Source organism: Streptomyces sp. NPDC027185 (genome assembly GCF_055567035.1).
Genome location: NZ_JBVHRF010000008.1, coordinates 64,437 through 81,133, shown reverse-complemented (window position 1 = coordinate 81,133; position 16,697 = coordinate 64,437). Strand labels below are relative to the sequence as shown.

General features: G+C 72.5%; 14 protein-coding genes. 7 read left to right on the top strand and 7 right to left on the bottom strand.

Annotation, left to right across the window (positions count from 1 at the left end; all coding sequences use genetic code 11):
- Positions 1–47: 47 nt before the first annotated feature.
- From mmsB to ACZ4M8_RS24580, 6 genes are all read right to left on the bottom strand, one after another.
- Positions 48–1,346 (bottom strand): multiple monosaccharide ABC transporter permease, encoded by a 1,299-nt coding sequence (gene mmsB / locus ACZ4M8_RS24605; RefSeq protein WP_467610748.1) that lies wholly within the window; start codon positions 1,344–1,346, stop codon positions 48–50.
- A gap of 8 nt (positions 1,347–1,354) precedes the next feature.
- Entirely contained in the window at positions 1,355–2,890 is a 1,536-nt protein-coding gene (gene mmsA, locus ACZ4M8_RS24600; RefSeq protein ID WP_467611301.1) for a multiple monosaccharide ABC transporter ATP-binding protein, read from the bottom strand.
- A 50-nt stretch (positions 2,891–2,940) separates the two neighbouring features.
- Positions 2,941–4,065, bottom strand: coding sequence for a multiple monosaccharide ABC transporter substrate-binding protein (gene chvE / locus ACZ4M8_RS24595; protein ID WP_467610746.1), 1,125 nt, complete (start codon positions 4,063–4,065; stop codon positions 2,941–2,943).
- Position 4,066: 1 nt separating this feature from the next.
- Positions 4,067–5,035: a hypothetical protein gene (locus ACZ4M8_RS24590; protein WP_467610744.1), complete on the bottom strand. Its 969-nt coding sequence runs from the start codon at positions 5,033–5,035 to the stop codon at positions 4,067–4,069.
- A gap of 208 nt (positions 5,036–5,243) precedes the next feature.
- Positions 5,244–6,275 carry a zinc-dependent alcohol dehydrogenase gene (locus ACZ4M8_RS24585; protein WP_467610742.1) on the bottom strand — a complete coding sequence of 344 codons (1,032 nt, stop codon included), beginning with the start codon at positions 6,273–6,275 and terminating at the stop codon, positions 5,244–5,246.
- Positions 6,272–7,426: a mandelate racemase/muconate lactonizing enzyme family protein gene (locus ACZ4M8_RS24580; RefSeq protein WP_467610740.1), complete on the bottom strand. Its 1,155-nt coding sequence runs from the start codon at positions 7,424–7,426 to the stop codon at positions 6,272–6,274. Before ACZ4M8_RS24580 ends, ACZ4M8_RS24585 begins: the two co-directional genes overlap by 4 nt.
- 210 nt (positions 7,427–7,636) lie before the next feature.
- Here ACZ4M8_RS24580 and ACZ4M8_RS24575 point away from each other — a divergent pair, with 210 nt between their 5' ends.
- Together ACZ4M8_RS24575 and ACZ4M8_RS24570 are read left to right on the top strand one after the other, a co-directional pair.
- On the top strand, positions 7,637–8,410 hold the full coding sequence (locus tag ACZ4M8_RS24575) for an IclR family transcriptional regulator (RefSeq protein ID WP_467610738.1): 774 nt from the start codon (positions 7,637–7,639) through the stop codon (positions 8,408–8,410).
- Positions 8,407–9,255, top strand: coding sequence for an SMP-30/gluconolactonase/LRE family protein (locus ACZ4M8_RS24570; RefSeq protein ID WP_467610736.1), 849 nt, complete (start codon positions 8,407–8,409; stop codon positions 9,253–9,255). The genes ACZ4M8_RS24575 and ACZ4M8_RS24570 overlap by 4 nt, the downstream gene beginning before the upstream one ends.
- A 258-nt stretch (positions 9,256–9,513) precedes the next feature.
- Here the strand turns inward: ACZ4M8_RS24570 and ACZ4M8_RS24565 are convergent, their stop codons facing one another.
- Positions 9,514–11,004 (bottom strand): alpha/beta hydrolase, encoded by a 1,491-nt coding sequence (locus ACZ4M8_RS24565; RefSeq protein ID WP_467610734.1) that lies wholly within the window; start codon positions 11,002–11,004, stop codon positions 9,514–9,516.
- Between the two features lie 163 nt (positions 11,005–11,167).
- Between ACZ4M8_RS24565 and ACZ4M8_RS24560 the strand changes: the two genes are divergently transcribed.
- Genes ACZ4M8_RS24560 through ACZ4M8_RS24540 form a run of 5 tightly spaced genes read left to right on the top strand, consistent with a single transcriptional unit; the run spans position 11,168 to position 16,692 of the window.
- Entirely contained in the window at positions 11,168–12,424 is a 1,257-nt protein-coding gene (locus tag ACZ4M8_RS24560) for an ATP-grasp domain-containing protein (RefSeq protein ID WP_467610732.1), read from the top strand.
- Positions 12,421–13,287 carry a Rossmann-like domain-containing protein gene (locus ACZ4M8_RS24555; protein ID WP_467610730.1) on the top strand — a complete coding sequence of 289 codons (867 nt, stop codon included), beginning with the start codon at positions 12,421–12,423 and terminating at the stop codon, positions 13,285–13,287. The genes ACZ4M8_RS24560 and ACZ4M8_RS24555 overlap by 4 nt, the downstream gene beginning before the upstream one ends.
- Positions 13,284–14,381: a PLP-dependent cysteine synthase family protein gene (locus ACZ4M8_RS24550; RefSeq protein WP_467610728.1), complete on the top strand. Its 1,098-nt coding sequence runs from the start codon at positions 13,284–13,286 to the stop codon at positions 14,379–14,381. Before ACZ4M8_RS24555 ends, ACZ4M8_RS24550 begins: the two co-directional genes overlap by 4 nt.
- Positions 14,378–15,436, top strand: a complete 1,059-nt coding sequence (locus ACZ4M8_RS24545) for a mandelate racemase/muconate lactonizing enzyme family protein (RefSeq protein WP_467610726.1) — start codon at positions 14,378–14,380, stop codon at positions 15,434–15,436. Before ACZ4M8_RS24550 ends, ACZ4M8_RS24545 begins: the two co-directional genes overlap by 4 nt.
- A complete protein-coding gene (locus ACZ4M8_RS24540; protein WP_467610724.1) occupies positions 15,433–16,692 on the top strand; it encodes an MFS transporter in 1,260 nt (419 codons plus the stop codon). The genes ACZ4M8_RS24545 and ACZ4M8_RS24540 overlap by 4 nt, the downstream gene beginning before the upstream one ends.
- Positions 16,693–16,697: the final 5 nt, after the last annotated feature.

The following is a 16,697-nucleotide window of genomic DNA, read 5'->3' as shown; positions in this document are numbered from 1 at the left end:
GTGCCGAGGCGGCCCGGAGCAGGACGCCGAGGGGCGAACCGGAAGAGTCACGACCCGGCCTTGCGTTTGTTCCACACGTCCACGCCGACCGCTGCGAGCAGCACCAGGCCCTTGATGACCTGTTGCCAGTCGGTACCGACGCCCACCAGGTTCATGCCGTTGTTCAGCACGCCGAGCACCAGGCCGCCGGTGATCGCGCCGAGCACCGTGCCGACGCCGCCGCTCATCGATGCGCCGCCGATGAACGCCGCCGCGATGGCCTCCAGCTCGAAGTTCAGACCTGCCTGCGGCGTACCGGAGTTGAGCCGGGCCGCGAACACACAGCCCGCGAGCGCCGCCAGCACGCCCATGGTGACGAAGACCAGGAAGGTGACGCGTGTGTCCTTGACGCCGGACAGCTTGGCCGCGGCCTTGTTGCCGCCGAGCGCGTACACATGCCGGCCGACCACCGCGTTGCGCATCACGTGGCCGAGGCCGAGCAGGAGCCCGCACACGATCAGCATGATCACCGGCATGCCGTGCCAGCTCGCCAGGGTCAGCGTGAACGCGAGCACCGCGGCGACGAGCGCCACACATTTCATGATCCAGATGTTTCGGGGCAGCACGTCCAGTGCGTACGCACGCTGACGGCGCCGGTCACGCACCTCACGGACCAGCAGGAACGCGATGACGACGAGCCCGATCAGGAGTGTGGGGTTGTGGTAAGGGCCGATCGTTTCCGTACGCAGTTCGATGAAGCCCAGGTCCAGATGGAGCTCGAAGGGGAGCGGGACCGACCAGGCCGGTCCCGCCTCCGGGAACACGCCCTTGGCGAGGTTCTGGAATCCCTCCGGGAACGGGGACAGCGACTGCCCTGCGAGGGTGATCTGTGTGAGCCCGCGGAACAGCAGCATTCCGGCGAGCGTCACGATGAACGACGGGATGCCCAGACAGGCGATGAAGAAGCCCTGCCAGGCGCCCGCGACCGCCCCGATGAGCAGTGACACGGCCAGCGCGAGTCCCCACGGCAGATGGTGTTCGATCATCAGGACGGCCGACACCGCGCCGACGAACGCGGCGACCGAACCGACCGACAGGTCGATGTGCCCGGCGATGATGACGACCATCATGCCCATGGCAAGGATGAGGATGTAGCCGTTCTGCTGCAGCAGGTTGGAGATGTTGCCGGGGCGAAGGAGCGCGCCGTCCGTCCAGAATCCGAAGAGCAGCACGATCAGGACGAGTGCAAAGAGCATGCCGTACTGCCGCATGTTGGTGCGCAGCCCGTGCAGGAGCAGGGCGCCGGTGGACGGCGTGGGCGTCCCGGCGCCGGCCGCCTCCTCGGGCGATGTGGTCGTGGTGGTCATGGCCGGCCTCAGCTTCTGTTCAGGGTCATGTGGCGCATCAGGACTTCCTGGGTGGCGTCGGCCCGCGCGACCTCACCGGTGAGGCGGCCCTCGGCCATCGTGTAGATCCGGTCGCACATCCCGAGCAACTCGGGCAGCTCGGACGAGATGATCAGTACCGCTCTGCCCTCGGCGGCGAGCCGGTCGATGACGGTGTAGATCTCGGACTTCGCGCCCACGTCGATCCCGCGGGTCGGCTCGTCCAGGATCAGCACTTTCGGATCGGCGTGGATCCATTTGCTCAGGACGACCTTCTGCTGGTTGCCGCCGGAGAGCCGCCCCACCTGCTCATGGACCGTGGGGGCCTTGATCTTCATCGTCCTGCGGTAGCGCTCGGCGACGGACCGCTCGTGCTGCGCGTCGACGGTGCCCCGGCGCACCATGCCCGGCAGGGAGGCCAGGGAGATGTTGCGGTTGATGTCGTCGATCAGGTTCAGGCCGTACTGCTTGCGGTCCTCGGTGACGTACGCGAGCCCGGCCGCGACGGCCGCCGGTACCGTCCTGGTCCGCACCGGCCGGCCGTCGACCTCGACGGTCCCCGCCACGTATCTGCCGTAGCTGCGGCCGAAGACGGACATGGCCAGCTCGGTGCGGCCCGCGCCCATCAGGCCCGCGATGCCGACGATCTCGCCGCGCCGTACCGTCAGGGACACGTCGTCCACCACCGTGCGGTGCTGATCCACGGGGTGTCGCACGGTCCAGCCCGCGATGCCGAGGACGGTTACGCCCGCGTCCTCACCGGTGTAGGGGGTGCGCTCCGGGTAGCGGTGGTCGAGATCGCGGCCGACCATGCCGCGGATGATCCGGTCCTCGCTCACCTCCGCCTTCCCGTCCCGGGATTCACGGACCGGCAGGGTCTCGATGGTCCGTCCGTCGCGCAGGATCGTGACCGAGTCGGCGACGGCCCGGATCTCGTTCAGCTTGTGCGAGATGACGATGCACGCGATGCCCTGCTCGCGCAGCTCCAGGACCAGATCGAGGAGCTTGGCGCTGTCCTCGTCGTTGAGCGCCGCGGTCGGCTCGTCCAGGATGAGCAGCTTCACCTCTTTCGCGAGAGCCTTGGCGATCTCCACCAGCTGCTGTTTGCCGACGCCCAGTTCACTGACCGGTGTCTGCGGCTTCTCGTGCAGGCCGACCCGGGAGAGCAGCTGAGCGGCGCGCCGCAGGGTGCCGTTCCAGTCGATGAAGCCGCGCCGTGCCCGCTCGTTGCCCAGGAAGATGTTCTCCGCGATCGACAGGTACGGGACGAGCGTCAGCTCCTGATGGATGATGACGATGCCGTGCCGTTCGCTCGCGCGGACGTCCTTGAACGCGACCGGTTCACCCTCGAAGTCGATACCGCCCGTGTAGCTGCCGTGCGGATGCACACCGCTGACCACCTTCATCAGGGTCGACTTGCCCGCGCCGTTCTCCCCGCAGATCGCGTGGATCTCACCGGCGCGCACCGTCAGGTCGACGTCGCTCAGCGCTGTGACGCCGGGGAAGGTCTTGGTGATGCCGCGCATCCGCAGCACCGGCGCGGCGCCCTTCGCGTCCCCGCGGGCCTCGGACGCCGTCACTTCAGCTGTCCCGCCGTGAAGTACCCCTCGTCCACGAGGAGGCGGGTGTTCCTGCGGTCGATACTCACCGGGTCGAGCAGATACGACGGCACGGTCTTCACACCGTTGTCGTATTCGGAGGTGTTGTTGACCTCGACCTTCTTGCCGGTCAGCACGGCGTCGCCCATCTGTACGGCCTGCTTCGCGAGCTTGCGGGTGTCCTTGAAGACGGTCTGCGTCTGCTCGCCCCGGATGATCGACTTCACCGACGCCAGCTCCGCGTCCTGCCCCGTCACCACCGGCAGCGGCTGGCTCTTCGTGCCGTACCCCGCGCTCTGCAGCGCCGAGATGACGCCGATCGACATCCCGTCGTACGGCGAGAGCACCGCGTCCAGACGTTCCTGGCCGTAGCTCTTGGTGAGGATGTCGTCCATGCGCTTCTGCGCGGTCTCACCGCTCCAGAGCTGCGTGGCCGCCTTCGCCATGGTGGTCTGCTCGCTGCCCACGACGAGCTGCCCGCTGTCCAGGTAGGGGCGCAGCACCTTCATGGCGCCGTTCCAGAAGTACTGGGTGTTGTTGTCGTCCGGGGACCCCGCGAACAGCTCGATGCGGTGAGCCTTGCCGCCCTCGGCGGGCCTGCGCGGTGCGCCGAGGCCGAGGCGGTCCACGATGTACTGCGCCTGGAGCCGCCCGACCCGCTCGTTGTCGAACGACGCGTAGTAGTCGACCGAACCGGTGCCCAGGAGGAGCCGGTCGTACGCGATCACGGGGATGCCCGCCTCTTCGGCCTGCTCCAGGACGTCGGAGAGCGCCGATCCGTTGATCGCGGCGACGACGAGCAGCCCGACCCCCTTGGTGATCATGCTCTCGATCTGCGCGACCTGGTTCTCCACCTTGTTGTCGCCGTACTGCAGATCCGTCAGGTACCCGGCCCTGCGGAACTGCTTCGCCATGTTCTCGCCGTCGGCGATCCAGCGTTCCGAGGACTTGGTGGGCATCGCCAGGCCGACGGTGACGACCTCACCGTTCTTCGGTCTGTAGCGGCTGCCGCCGAGTGCCTCCTGGCCACAGCCGGCCAGGGGCAGGGCGAGCAGCCCGGCCACGGCCGTCGCGACCGCGGCTCGGCGGGTGAGGGTGCGCATATCAGTCTCCTTCCGGCAGGGGGAAGCGCCGCAGTGCGCCCGGGGAGCGGGCGCCGAGCGGCGACATCCCGCCGTCCGCACCGAGCCGGGCCAGCAGATCGAGGACGAGCCGGCCGCGCCGCACCCGTTCCCGGGCGCCGGCGAGAGCGGCCTCCCGCAGCTGGGCGCCGTAGGGATAGATCCCGGGCGACTTGCTGAGCCCGAACTTCAGGTACAGCGGGGCACCGCGCCGGATCAGCTCGGCGGCCTCGTACATCCGGACGTGGCCGCCGAGGTCGTCGGGCGCCTCGACGTACAGGTCCATCGGGGCGCGGCTGACCCGGCGGATCTCGGTGACGTGGGCGAGCGTGAGGTCGGACGGCACGTTCAGGGAATCGGCGCCGAGCCGCTCGAAGACGCTGTACGAGGCCGGGTTGACCGGACCGATCAGCGCGGACACCTTGAACGTCGTACCGGCGGGCAGCACCCCGGCGGCCCGCATCCGGTGCAGCGTCCACAGCACGCCCTCGTCGGCGACGAGCAGGCACGTGACGCCCAACCCGGTGGCGCGCACGGCGTCTTCGACGCAGCCCGCGAACGCGTCGTGGCCGCGGGCCCGCGGCCCCGCGCCCCCCGAGTCGGTGCGGGTCGCGGCACCGGTGTCCCAGATGCCGCGCGGCCCGGTGAACAGGCACAGCTCGATGTCCCGTTCGGCACAGGACTCCGCCATCTCGGTGATCTCGGCGTCGGTGAGCATCCACACGCCGCTGCCCTGGCTGATCCGGTGGATCGGCACGTCGAGCCGCGCGCTCTCCGCGAGTACGGCGGCCAGCGCCTCCGGGCCCTCCACCGAGGGAATCTCGGTACGCCAGGTCCCCCCGTCCGGGAACGTGTGCGGCGAGGCGTCGGCCGGGTCGGTGCCGGGGGAGGGGTGCCCGATGCGGGCGAGGGCCGCGGCACCGGGGCTGCGCGGAACGGAAGGGTCGGTCACGGCACTCCAATGTTCGGTATATCGGATGGTGTTCGGATCGGTGGGTGTACGGGATGGGGCGCCCGGACCCCGCCCGGTGCCCGCGGCCGGACGCCTCCCGGCCCGACCGGCGGGCGGGCACGGGGCCGCAGACCGATGAGGCGGGGGCGGGGCGCAACCCGGGCGCGGTACACCGCCGGAGGCGAGGACGCGTGCGCCGCGACCCGGGCTAAGGCCGGAGCACCACCTTCCCGACGTGCGCGTCCCCGCTGCCGACCAGCGCGATCGCTTCGTCGAATCCCTCCAGCGGAAACTCGTGCGTGATCAGCGCCGCGGGCCGCAGCAGACCGAGCGAGAACGCCCGTACCGCGTCCGACCAGGCTGCCGAGGGGGCGCCGAAGACGCTGCGCACCTCCAGTTGGCTGAGCGACAGATGGACCGGGTCGATGCCCTCGGCGCCGGGCGTGAACATCCCGGTGAGCACCACCCGGCCACCGCGCCGGGCGAGCCGGCAGGAGGCCGCGGCCGTCGACGGCGCGCCGGCCGTCTCCACCACCAGGTCGAAGCGGCCCTCCAGGTCGGCGGCCGCCTCGGGCGTGTGCGCCGCGGTCGCGCCGAAGCCGAGCGCCTGCTCGCCGCGCGCCGCCCGCGGGTCGATCACGGTCAGCTCGCCCGGTGACGACGCCGCGAGCAGTTGCACCGCGAGCAGGCCGAGGGTGCCCGCGCCGACCACGGCGATCCGCTCGCCGGGAGCGGGGCGCCCGGTGCGCACGGCGGCGGCGACGACGGCGGAGGGTTCGAGGAGGGCGGCGGCGCGCAGGTCCGCGTCATCCGGCAGCAGGTGCAACAGCCGGGCCGGCAGCACCAGGTGGTCGGCGAACGCACCCGGTTCGGTGAACCCGGTCTCCGCGTACCCGCCGTCGCACAGACTGGTCTCCCCGCACCGGCAGCGCGCGCAGACCCCGCAGGCCCTAAAGCCCTCGGCGACCGTGCGGCGCCCGACGAGCCCCGCGTCCACGCCCTCGCCCACGGCTTCGACGGTGCCGGACCACTCGTGGCCGGGCACCACCGGATAACGGACGTACGCGGCGTCACGGTGGCCGTCGTACACCTCGCGGTCGCTCAGACATATGCCGGCCGCGGCGATCCGCACGCGGACCTCGCCCGGCCCCGGGCCGGGCACGTCACCGCGGATGAGGCGGTGGGTGCCCGGCCGGTCGACGACGAGGGACCGGCCGGCGGCGCGGTGACCGGCGGTCATGCGGGCTTCCTCCGCTCCCAGCCGTCCGCCCACAGGTCGAAGCGGGCCTGCTGCTGCGGGAACTCGGCCGCCGCGTCGACGTCGAGTTCGACGCCGAGGCCCGGCGCGTGCGACACCTCGAAGCAGCCGGTCTCCGGGTCCACCTGGGGCGCGCCGCGCACCACCTTCTTGATCTCCGCGTCCGCGAAGTCGTTGAAGTGCTCCAGGATCTTGAAGTTCGGTGTGCAGGCGGCGAGTTGGAGTGAGGCGGCGGTGAGCACGGATCCGCCGACGTTGTGCGGCGCCACCAGCAGGTAGTGCGTCTCGGCGGTGGCGGCGAGCTTGCGGGCCTCCAGAATGCCGCCGATGTGCCCGACGTCCGGCTGGATGATGTCCGCCGACCCGTCCTCGAACAGTTCGCGGAACTCGATCCGGTCGTGGATGCGCTCGCCCGTCGCCACCGGCAGGTCCACCCGCTCGGCGACCTTCTTCAGCGCCTTCAGGTTCTCCGGAGGCACCGGCTCCTCCAGCCACGCCGGGTGGAACGGCGCCAGCTCACGCGCGAGCCGTACGGCCGTGGCGGGGCTGAACCGGCCGTGCATCTCCAGCATCAGCTCGGTGTCCGGCCCGATCGCGTCCCGTACGGCCTCGATCAGGGAGACCGCGTACCGGGACCGCTCCGCGTCCAGCTCGAAGTGGCCGGTCCCGAACGGGTCGATCTTCAGGGCCCGGTAGCCGCGCGCCACGACCTCCTGAGCGGCCTTGTGGTACGCCTCGGGGGTGCGCTCCGTCGTGTACCAGCCGTTCGCGTACGCGGTGACGCGGTCGGTGACCTTGCCGCCGAGGAGCTGCCAGACGGGCACCCCGAGCGCCTTGCCCTTGATGTCCCAGCAGGCCATTTCGACCACGGCGATGCCGGACATCACGATCTCGCCGGCCCGTCCGTAGTCGCCGTACTTCATGCGCCGGACCAGGTCCTCGACGGCGAAGGGGTCGGAGCCGGCGATGTGGTTGGCCTCGGCCTCCCGCAGGTAGCCGACAAGGGCGTCGGTGCGGCCGAGCATGCGGGTCTCGCCGACGCCGGTCAGGCCCTCGTCGGTGTGGACGCGTACATAGGTCAGATTGCGCCAGGGAGTTCCGACGACGTGGGTGCTGATTCCGGTGATGCGCAAGGCAGTTGCCCTCTCGCCTGTTCGGTATTTCGTCAACCGTTCGGGATCGTGGCGTGAACGTAAACAGGCAGTCCGAGGGGTGTCAACGGGTGGTGCGGAGAGGGATTACCGACGGACGATTGCCCGCCGAAGTGACCTGTGCGTAGCCTGTGTTCGTCATTTCGGCAATGTGCCGGAATGACGAACGAGCAAAGGGGTGGGTGAGCGGTCATGGGCCGACTCGTTCCGGCGGTGACCCGGGCGCTGGACATCATGGAACTCTTCCTGGAGGGCGACGGCACGCTCTCGGCGCCCGACATCGTGCGCGGACTGCGGCTGCCCCGCACCACGGTGCACGAACTCGTCACCACGCTCGTGGCCCGGTCGTATCTGGTCCCGGTGCCCGAACAGCCCGGCCGCTACCGCCTCGGCGTGCGCACCTACCAGCTCGGCAGCCGGTACGCGGAGCAGCTCGACATCGCCGCCGAAGGGCAGCGGGTCGCCCGCGAGGTCGCCGAGACCTGCGACGAGACCGTGCATGTGGCGATCCTGGAGGACGTCGACGTCATCTACGTCGCCAAGGTCGACTCCATCCATGCCGTCCGCATGGTCTCCGCCGTCGGCCGCCGGCTGCCGGCACACTGCACCTCCGTCGGCAAGATGCTGCTCGCCTCGCTGCCCGAGGAAGAGTTGGAGGCCCGTCTGGAGGAGTGCGGGGAACTGGTCGCGCTCACCCCGAACAGCATCACCGGCCCGGACGCGCTGCGCGAGGAGCTCGCCACGGTCAGGGTCATGGGCGTCGCCGTCGAGCACCGCGAGGCCAACCCCGACGTCAGCTGTGTCGCCGCGCCCGTACGGGACGGCTCCGGCACCGTCGTCGCGGCCCTGTCCATCTCCGTGCCGATGGTCCGCTGGAGCGAGGACCGGGAGCGCGAGCTGACCGAACTGGCCGCCAAGGGCGCCGCCGACCTCTCGTTCAGCCTGGGTCACCGGGGTGGCCGGTGAGGGCCGAACTCGCGGTCCGCGCCGAGGCCGAGCTGGGCGAGGGCCCCACCTGGGACCCGGCCGCACGGCGACTGATCTGGGTGGACATCCTCGGCTCCCGCGTGCACACCTTCGACCCGGCCACCGGCCGCCGTACCGTCCTCGCCACCGAACAGCACGTCGGCGCCGCCAAACCCCGCGCGGGCGGCGGCCTGGTCGTCAACCTCCGCGACGGCATCGGCCGGTACGGCCCCGACGGCGCGTTCTCCTGGCTGCACCGCGACCCGGTGCCGGGCCGCCGCGGCAACGACGCCGCCGTCGCCCCCGACGGCTCCCTGTGGGCGGGCACCATGCGGTACGACGAGGCGCGCGGCGGCGGCACCCTCACCCGGATCGGGCCCGACGGCACCGCGACCCTGCTCCTGGGGGACCTGACGGTCAGCAACGGCACCGGCTGGAGCCCCGACGGCAGCCGCGTCCACCACGTCGACAGCCCCACCCGCCGTATCGATGTGCTCCGCACCGACGCGCAAGGCCGGCGCATCGTGGAGCGGAAGGCGTTCACGGACATCGAGCCCGGTGCCGGATTCCCCGACGGGCTCACCGTCGACGCCGACGGCTGCGTCTGGGTGGCCCTCTGGGACGGTGGGCAGATCCGCCGCTACACCCCCGACGGCCGGCTCGACCGTACGGTGCCGCTGCCCGTCGCCCGGCCCACCGCGTGCGTGTTCGGCGGCCCCGGACTGCGGGACCTCTACATCACGACGGCCCGCACCGGCCTCGACCGGCCCCGCCCGCCGGCCGGTTCGGTACTGGTCCTGCCCGACGCGGGCCAGGGCGTCGAAAGCCCGCCCTTCGCCGGGTGAGCCGGGAGCCGCAAGGGTCCGCCGGGGCGCGGGTCGGCGCCGGTCGGGCCGTCCCCGGCGCGCCGCTGTCCACCTCCGGTTCCAGCTCCCGGGGCGGTACGCAGCGGCGCACGGTGGTCCGGCCGCGCAGGGCCCACGGCCCCTGGCCGGACGGGGCAGGCGAGGCGGGCCTCTCCTCGGGCCGGTTGCCCGACTCGGGGCGCGACGTGCCCGTCCCGACGACTTTTTGAGGAAGCTGTTCCGCTGCCGCTGCCGCTGTCACGGTACGTCCGGCAGTCCGGGGCCGTGGCAGTTGACGTCCGCCTCCGGTGTCGTGCCGTTGACGAGGTAGGCGGCCACGGTGTCGTCCACGCAGGCGTTGCCCCGGCTGGCGAACACGCCGTGCGCATAGTCGTTGCCGAGCGTGATCAGGCGGGAGCCGGGCAGCAGCCGGCGTAGTCGCCGTGCGCCCTCGATGGGCGTGACGGGGTCGTGCGCGGAGGCCACCAGCAGGACGGGTGGGGCGCCGGGGCTGCCGAGCGGGGTGCGGCGGTCGGCTGTGTGGTGCCAGTAGGCGCAGGTGGACGCCTCCATGCCGGTCAGGACCGGCTGCGGGTCGAGCCGGCGGATGCGGTGGATGTCCGCCAGGATCCGGCGGGGCGTGGGGGCGGGGGAGTCGGCGCACTTGACGACGCGGTTCGCCGCTTCGTAGTTGCGTGCGTCCGGGCCGTCGGGGGCGGTGGTGGGGCGGAGCCCGTCGGGGCGCCCGGTGTCCAGGTGGTGGCGCAGGCCCTCGGCGAGGCCGGCCCAGCGTTCGGTGCGGCCCAGCGCGCGGTAGACGGCGCGGTCGAACTCGGCGGGCCCGAAGCCGTCCACGGGGTGCCGGGCGAGTCCGTGGCGCACACGCAGGTAGGCCCGGCGTACGGCGGTTGCGCTCCCGCCGAGGCCGAAGTGGTCCGCGTGCGCGGCGGTCCAGGTGAAGAAGGTGTCGCGCTGCCGCAGCAGCGCGCGGCTCTGGAGGACGTCGAAGTCGTACCAGTCCCACGGGCCCACGACGCTGTCGAGCACCATGCGGCCGACGCGGTGCGGGAAGCGCGCGGCGTACGCGGCGCCGAGGTAGCTGCCGTAGGAGACGCCGAGGAAACTCGTCCGGCGTTCGCCGAGTGCGGCGCGGATCGCGTCCATGTCCCGCGCCGTCTGCTCCGTGGACAGGTGGGGCAGTGCCGCGCCGGCGCCCGTGGCGCAGTCGCCGGCCGTCTCCCGCAGTGCGGTGAGGTAGTTCTTCTCCGCCGGGCCGCCCACAGGGACGGGGTCCGCGCCTGGGCCGGTGAAGAGGCCGCCCATCCGGCCGCAGTTCACGGGGGCGCTCCGTCCGACTCCGCGCGGGTCGAAGCCGATGACGTCGTACGCCCGTCGCACGCTCCGCGGCAGCTTGGCCCGCTTGGTGACCGCGTAGGAGAGTCCGGAGCCGCCCGGTCCGCCCGGGTTCACCAGCAGGATGCCGCGCCGCTCGCCGGGGGAGCCCGACGCGCGTATCCGTGAGACGGCCACCTCGATGTGCGGCCCGCGCGGGTGGTCCCAGTCGAGCGGAACCCGGAGCCGCCCGCACGCGAGGTGTTCCGGGGCGGGCGGTTCCGGCAGGGAGCCGGGGCAGGCGCCGAAGCGCAGCGGGGGCGTCGGGTCGGCGGCTCGGGCCGGGGCGGCGGGGAGGAGGCCGATGGTGGTCAGCAACGCGCACAGCACGGCGGTGCGCCGTAGGGGAGTGGACACGGGGCCTTCCGGGGGCTCGGTGAACAAGGGGGCGGCGTGGGGGACGGCCGCGAAATGACAATGAAAATGATTATCGTTAAAGTGTGCGACGGGCAAGCCGCCCCCTCTCTCCCGAGGGGCGCCCGGCTGCCCGTACCCGAAGTCCAAGCCCGGAAGGGGAGTTGTGGCTCATCTGCTGGTGGTCGAGAGCTGGGTCGGAGCCATGAGCCGGCTGCTGCCGCGGGCGATACGGGAGGGCGGACACACGTTCACCTTCCTCACCCGCGACCTGCACCACTACCTGCGCTCCGCGCCCGAAGGGACGACGCACCCGCTGCTCGGGGCCCGCAACGTCATCACCGCCGAAACCAACGACATCGAGGCCCTGCTGCCCGAAGTCGAGCGTCTGCACGCGGTATGGGGATTCGACGGGGTGATCACGTCCTGCGACTACTACCTGCCGGCCGTGGCGCGGATCGCCGGGCGGCTCGGTCTGCCGGGCCCCGGGCCCGAAGCCGTGGCGAACGCCTGCCGTAAGGACGCCACCCGCCGCGTCCTCCGCGATGCCAAAGTGCCCGGCCCGCGGTTCGCCGTGCACGAGGAATGGGCCGACATCGCGGGCGCCGCCCGGGAGATCGGCTACCCGCTGGTGGCCAAGCCCGTCGACCTGTGCGCCGGTATGTACGTACGGCGGGTGGACGACGAGGCGCAACTCGCCGCTCTCCACCGGACGCTGGCAAACGTCCCGGTCAATGCGCGCGGGCAGCGGCGCGCGCCCGTGGTCCTGCTCGAAGAACTGCTGGACGGTCCGGAAGTGAGTGTCGAGACCGTCTCGTACGAGGGAACGGTCCACGTGGTCGGCGTGACCGACAAGAGCGTCGGCGGGGCCCCCGCCTTCATCGAGACCGGCCACATGTTCCCCGCCGCCCTGACGCCCGAGGACGCCGAAGCCGCCGGACGCACCGCGCGGCACGCCCTGAAGGCCCTCGGACTCGCCGACGGCGTCGTGGCGCACACCGAGATCAAGCTGACCTCCGGCGGACCGCGCGTGGTCGAGGTCAACCCGCGCCCCGCCGGGAACCGCATCACCGAACTGATCCGCCATGTCACCGGCATCGACCTCGCGGCGGTCTGCGTGGAGGTCGCACTGGGCCGCCGGCCCGGATTGCGGCGCACGGACACCGGACTGCGCAGCGCCGCCATCGGCTTTCTCGTGCCGCAGACCGCCGGCACGCTGCACGCGCTGGACGGCGGCGAACTGCGGGACGCACCCGGCGTCCTGGAGGTGCAGCTCGCCGACCCCGGCAAGACGGTGAAGGCGGCGGGCAGCAACAGCGAGTACCTCGGGCACGTCATGGCAGGCGACGCCGACGGGCCAGGGGCCCGCGACCGCGTCGAGTCCCTGCTGGCCGGGCTGCGGACGCGGCTGGTGATCCGATGATCGCCGTCACCGGCGCGCCGGCGTACGAGACGTACCCGACGTACGCGGACCTCGTCGGCGCTGTTCACGCCGGAGAGCTGGGCCCCGACCCGGCCACCCGGCGGATCACCGTGGCCTTCACCACCCGGCAGGCCGTACGCCACGACGGACGCGGCACCGGATACCGCAACGAAGTGCTCAGCCTGCGTCTGGGCGAAGCGGTCGGCTCCTGCGCGGTCGAGCCCGGCACACTGCCCGACAGCGCGCTCGACGACTGTGTGGGCGCGGACGTGGCCCGGCTCCTGGAACATCCGCTGCCGCCGGTACGAGTGGCCGCCCTGGACGCCTATCTGATGCACGCCGCCCCGCACGGCCCGGAGAGCGGGGCGCAGCCCTTCCCGCTGCCCGCCGGATCGTCGCTGGAGAAGTCCCGGGCGCGGGCGCACGCGGTCGCCGAGCTGATCGACCTGCCGCCCGGAGCCACCGTGCTGGTGATCGGAGTCGTCAACTCCCTCCTGGAGGCGCTGCGCGCCCGCGGCCTCCGGTACGTCCCGTGCGACCTCAAGGGCGGCACCACCGAGTGGGGCGAGCCGGTCGTCACCGACGCGCTCGCGGCGGCCGGCCGCTGCGCGGCGCTGCTCGTGTCCGGGATGACGCTGGGCAACGGCACCTTCGAACCGCTGCGGCGGCATGCGCGGCGGCACGGCAAGCAGTTGGTGATGTTCGCGCAGACCGGCAGCGCCGTGCTGCCCCGCTTCCTCGGCCACGGTGTGAGCGCGGTGTGCGCCGAGCCGTACCCCTTCTTCTGGCTCGACGGCGGCGCCGGAGTCGTCCACCGCTACAGGGGGCCGCACGGCAACTCCTGTCAAGGAGTCCACATATGATCGCGACCGCCGCACGGCCCACCGCCCGCCCGGAGCTGCTCGCCCTGCTCGGCCGTACACCACTGGTGCGCGTCACCGCTGATCTGCCGGGGCCCCACCCCGGATTCTGGGCCAAGCTCGAAGGGCTCGCAGCCGGCGGGATGAAGGCGCGGGCCGCCGAGTCGATGCTGAGGGGCGCCAGGGCACGTGGTGAACTGCGGCCCGGCGCACCGGTGGTGGAGTCCACCTCCGGCACCCTCGGCGTCGGCCTGGCCTTCGCCGGGCAGGCCCTCGGCCACCCGGTCGTGCTCGTCGGCGACCAGGAACTGGAGCCGTCCATGCGGCAGCTGCTGTGCGCCCACGGGGTGCGCCTCGAACTCGTCGACCGGCCCGCACCCGAGGGCGGCTGGCAGGCCGCTCGCCTCGCCCGGCTGAGCGAGCTGCTCACCGAACTGCCCGACGCCTACTGGCCGGACCAGTACAACAACCCCGACAACACCGCCGGTTACGCCTCCCTCGCCGCCGAACTCATCACCCAGCTCGACCACCTCGACGTCCTGGTGTGCAGCGTCGGCACCGGCGGCCACAGCGCGGGCGTCGTCGCTCCGCTGCGGCGACACTGGCCCGACCTGCGTCTCATCGGCGTCGACGCCACCGGTTCCACGATCTTCGGTCAGCCCGCCCGTCCCCGGCTGATGCGCGGCCTGGGCAGCAGCATCCACCCACGCAACGTCGCCTACGACGCCTTCGACGAGATCCACTGGGTCGGCCCGGCCGAGGCCGTGGACAGTTGCCGGCGGCTCGCCCGGAGCAGCTTCGTGAGCGGCGGCTGGAGCACCGGCGCGGTCGCCCGCGTCGCCGCCTGGGCGGCCCGCACCCACCCCGGGGCGCAGGTCGCCACGGTCTTCCCCGACGGCCCGCACCGCTATCTCGGCACCGTCTACGACGACGACTTCCTCGCCGCGCACGGCCTCGCCCCGTCCACCGCAGCCACTCGCCCCCTGGAGATACCGCACCCCCGTGCGGCCGAGGCCGAAGGCTGGGTCCGCTGCACCCGCGTCACCGATCCGCTCCGGGCCCCCGCACCCCCGCGCCCTCAGGAAGAGGCACTGTGAAGGCCACCCAGCGCACCGTACGTCTCGACCTCGCCGAGCCGTTGCGCATCTCCCGCTCCACCATGGCCACCCGCGACGCCGTGTGGCTGACCGTCGAACACGGCGGCTCGCGCGGCCACGGCGAGGCCGTCACCAGCGTCTACTACGGTCTCGACGCCGGCACGCTCGGACGCCTCCTCGCGGACGCGGCCACGGACCTTCTGCGCTTCGGCGACCCCGAAAGCGCGCTGGACGCCCTGCGGGCGGGCGAACTCGCCGGGGAGGAGAACCCGCCGGCCGTGACCGCCGCCGTCGAGGCCGCGCTCCTCGACCTCGCCGGCAAGCGCGCCGGCAGCCCCGTCCACCGGCTCCTCGGCGCCGCCACCGCCCCGGTGGCCGCCACCGCCCGCACCATCGGCATCACCTCGCCGGTGCACGCCGCGGCCGAGGCGCGCCGCCTCACCGCGAGCGGATTCGAGATCATCAAGGTCAAGGCCGGGACGCCCGACCCCGAGGAGGATGTGGAGCGGGTGCGCGCCATCCGCGACGCCGCGCGCCGGGCCCGCCTGCTCCTCGATCCCAACGGCGCCTGGACCCCGGACCAGGCCGGCGCCCTGCTGCCCCGGTTCGCGGAACTCGGGGTCGAGGCCGTCGAACAGCCCCTCGCGCCTGGCGACCCGGAGGCGCTCGCCGCGCTCGCCGCACGCTCACCCCTGCCGGTCATCGCCGACGAGGACGCCGTGAGCCTTGAGGACGCCCGCCGCCTGGCCGGACGGGTGCACGGCGTCAACGTCAAGCTCGCCAAGTGCGGCGGCGTCCACGCGGCCCTGCGCATCGCCGAAGCGGTCGAAGGCAGCGGCACCGCGCTGATGCTCGGCTGCCTCACCGCCAGCAGCCTCGGCCTCGCACCCGCCGTCCACCTCGTCGACCGCGCCCGCTGGGCCGACCTCGACGGACACCTGCTGCTCGCCCACGACCCGTGGACCGGCATCGGCGGCACCGACGGTTTCGTACGGGCGGGTGAGCTGCCGGGGCTGGGAGTCCGGCGGCGCGGTCCAAAGGAGGAGAAGGCATGAGGATCTGGCACGAGATGCGCCGATTCCCCCTGGCCGTCCGCGTCCTGCTGGCCAACCAGCTCGGAGTCAACACCGGCTTCTACCTCCTCGTCCCCTACCTCGCCACCCACCTCAGCCAGAACCTCGGCATGTCGGCGGCCGTCGTGGGGATCGTCCTCGGCGTCCGCAACCTCAGCCAGCAGGGCCTGTTCCTCATCGGCGGCTCCGCCTCCGACCGGCTCGGCGCACGCGGCGTCATCATCGCCGGCTGCGCCCTGCGCACCGTGGGGTTCGCACTGTTCTCGCTCGGCGACGGGCCGGCCGTGCTGCTCGCCGCCTCCGTGCTCAGCGGGCTCGCCGGTGCCCTGTTCAACCCGGCCGTGCGCGCCTACCTCGCGCAGGAGGCGGGGGAGCGCAAGGCGGAGGCATTCGCCCTCTTCAACGTCTTCGCCACCGCCGGCGCGTTGATCGGCCCGCTGCTGGGCGGCGCACTGCTGCTCGTCGGCTTCCGCACCTCCGCGCTGACCGCCGCCGGGATCTTCGCCGTGCTCACCGTCGCCCAGGCCGTCGTCCTGCCCGCGCGCAAGGCGGAGCCGGGCGGAGGCGGCGTCCTCGCGGACTGGCGCGAGGTCCTCGGCAACCGCGCCTTCCTGGCCTTCGCGCTCGCCATGGTCGGCATGTTCACCCTGCAGAACCAGCTCTACCTGCTGCTGCCGGACGGAGCCCGGCGGGCCACCGGCTGGGACGGCGCGGCGGGCCTTGTCTTCCTCGTCGGCACCGTCACCAACCTCACCCTGCAACTGCGCCTCACCCGCGCCCTCGAACGCCGTGGGTCCCGGGCACGCTGGATCTGCACCGGACTCGTGGTGATGGCGCTGTCCTTCCTGCCGCCGGCGCTGGCGGCAGACGGCCCCGGCGCCCCGGACGGCCCCACCGATGCGGTGCTGCGCGCGCTGCCCGTCCTGCTCGGCGCCCTCCTGCTCTACCTCGGCGTCATGATCGCCCAGCCGTTCGTGCTGGAGCTGATCCCCGGCTTCGGCCGCACGGAGCTGACCGGCACCTACTACGGGATCTTCTACGCGGTCTCCGGCGTCACCGCCGCGGCCGGCAACACCGCCGTCGGGTGGGCCATGGACACCGGGGAACGCGGCGCCCCCTGGCTGCCCTGGGCGTGCTGCGCCCTGTTCGGTCTCGCCTCCGCGTGCGGCGTGGCCTGGCTGCACCGGCGCGACGCGCTCCCGGCGACACCACGGCCGGCCCTGACGGCGGCGGCCTGAGGAAG

What these genes read in the sequence shown, in the direction of transcription:
- chvE (WP_467610746.1), bottom strand. Translation starts at nt 4,065, where the DNA reads ATGCGCACCCTCACCCGCCGAGCCGCGGTCGCGACGGCCGTGGCCGGG.
- ACZ4M8_RS24585 (WP_467610742.1), bottom strand. Translation starts at nt 6,275, where the DNA reads ATGACCGCCGGTCACCGCGCCGCCGGCCGGTCCCTCGTCGTCGACCGG.
- ACZ4M8_RS24540 (WP_467610724.1), top strand. Translation starts at nt 15,433, where the DNA reads ATGAGGATCTGGCACGAGATGCGCCGATTCCCCCTGGCCGTCCGCGTC.
- ACZ4M8_RS24555 (WP_467610730.1), top strand. Translation starts at nt 12,421, where the DNA reads ATGATCGCCGTCACCGGCGCGCCGGCGTACGAGACGTACCCGACGTAC.
- mmsA (WP_467611301.1), bottom strand. Translation starts at nt 2,890, where the DNA reads ATGCGCGGCATCACCAAGACCTTCCCCGGCGTCACAGCGCTGAGCGAC.
- ACZ4M8_RS24550 (WP_467610728.1), top strand. Translation starts at nt 13,284, where the DNA reads ATGATCGCGACCGCCGCACGGCCCACCGCCCGCCCGGAGCTGCTCGCC.
- ACZ4M8_RS24575 (WP_467610738.1), top strand. Translation starts at nt 7,637, where the DNA reads ATGGGCCGACTCGTTCCGGCGGTGACCCGGGCGCTGGACATCATGGAA.
- mmsB (WP_467610748.1), bottom strand. Translation starts at nt 1,346, where the DNA reads ATGACCACCACGACCACATCGCCCGAGGAGGCGGCCGGCGCCGGGACG.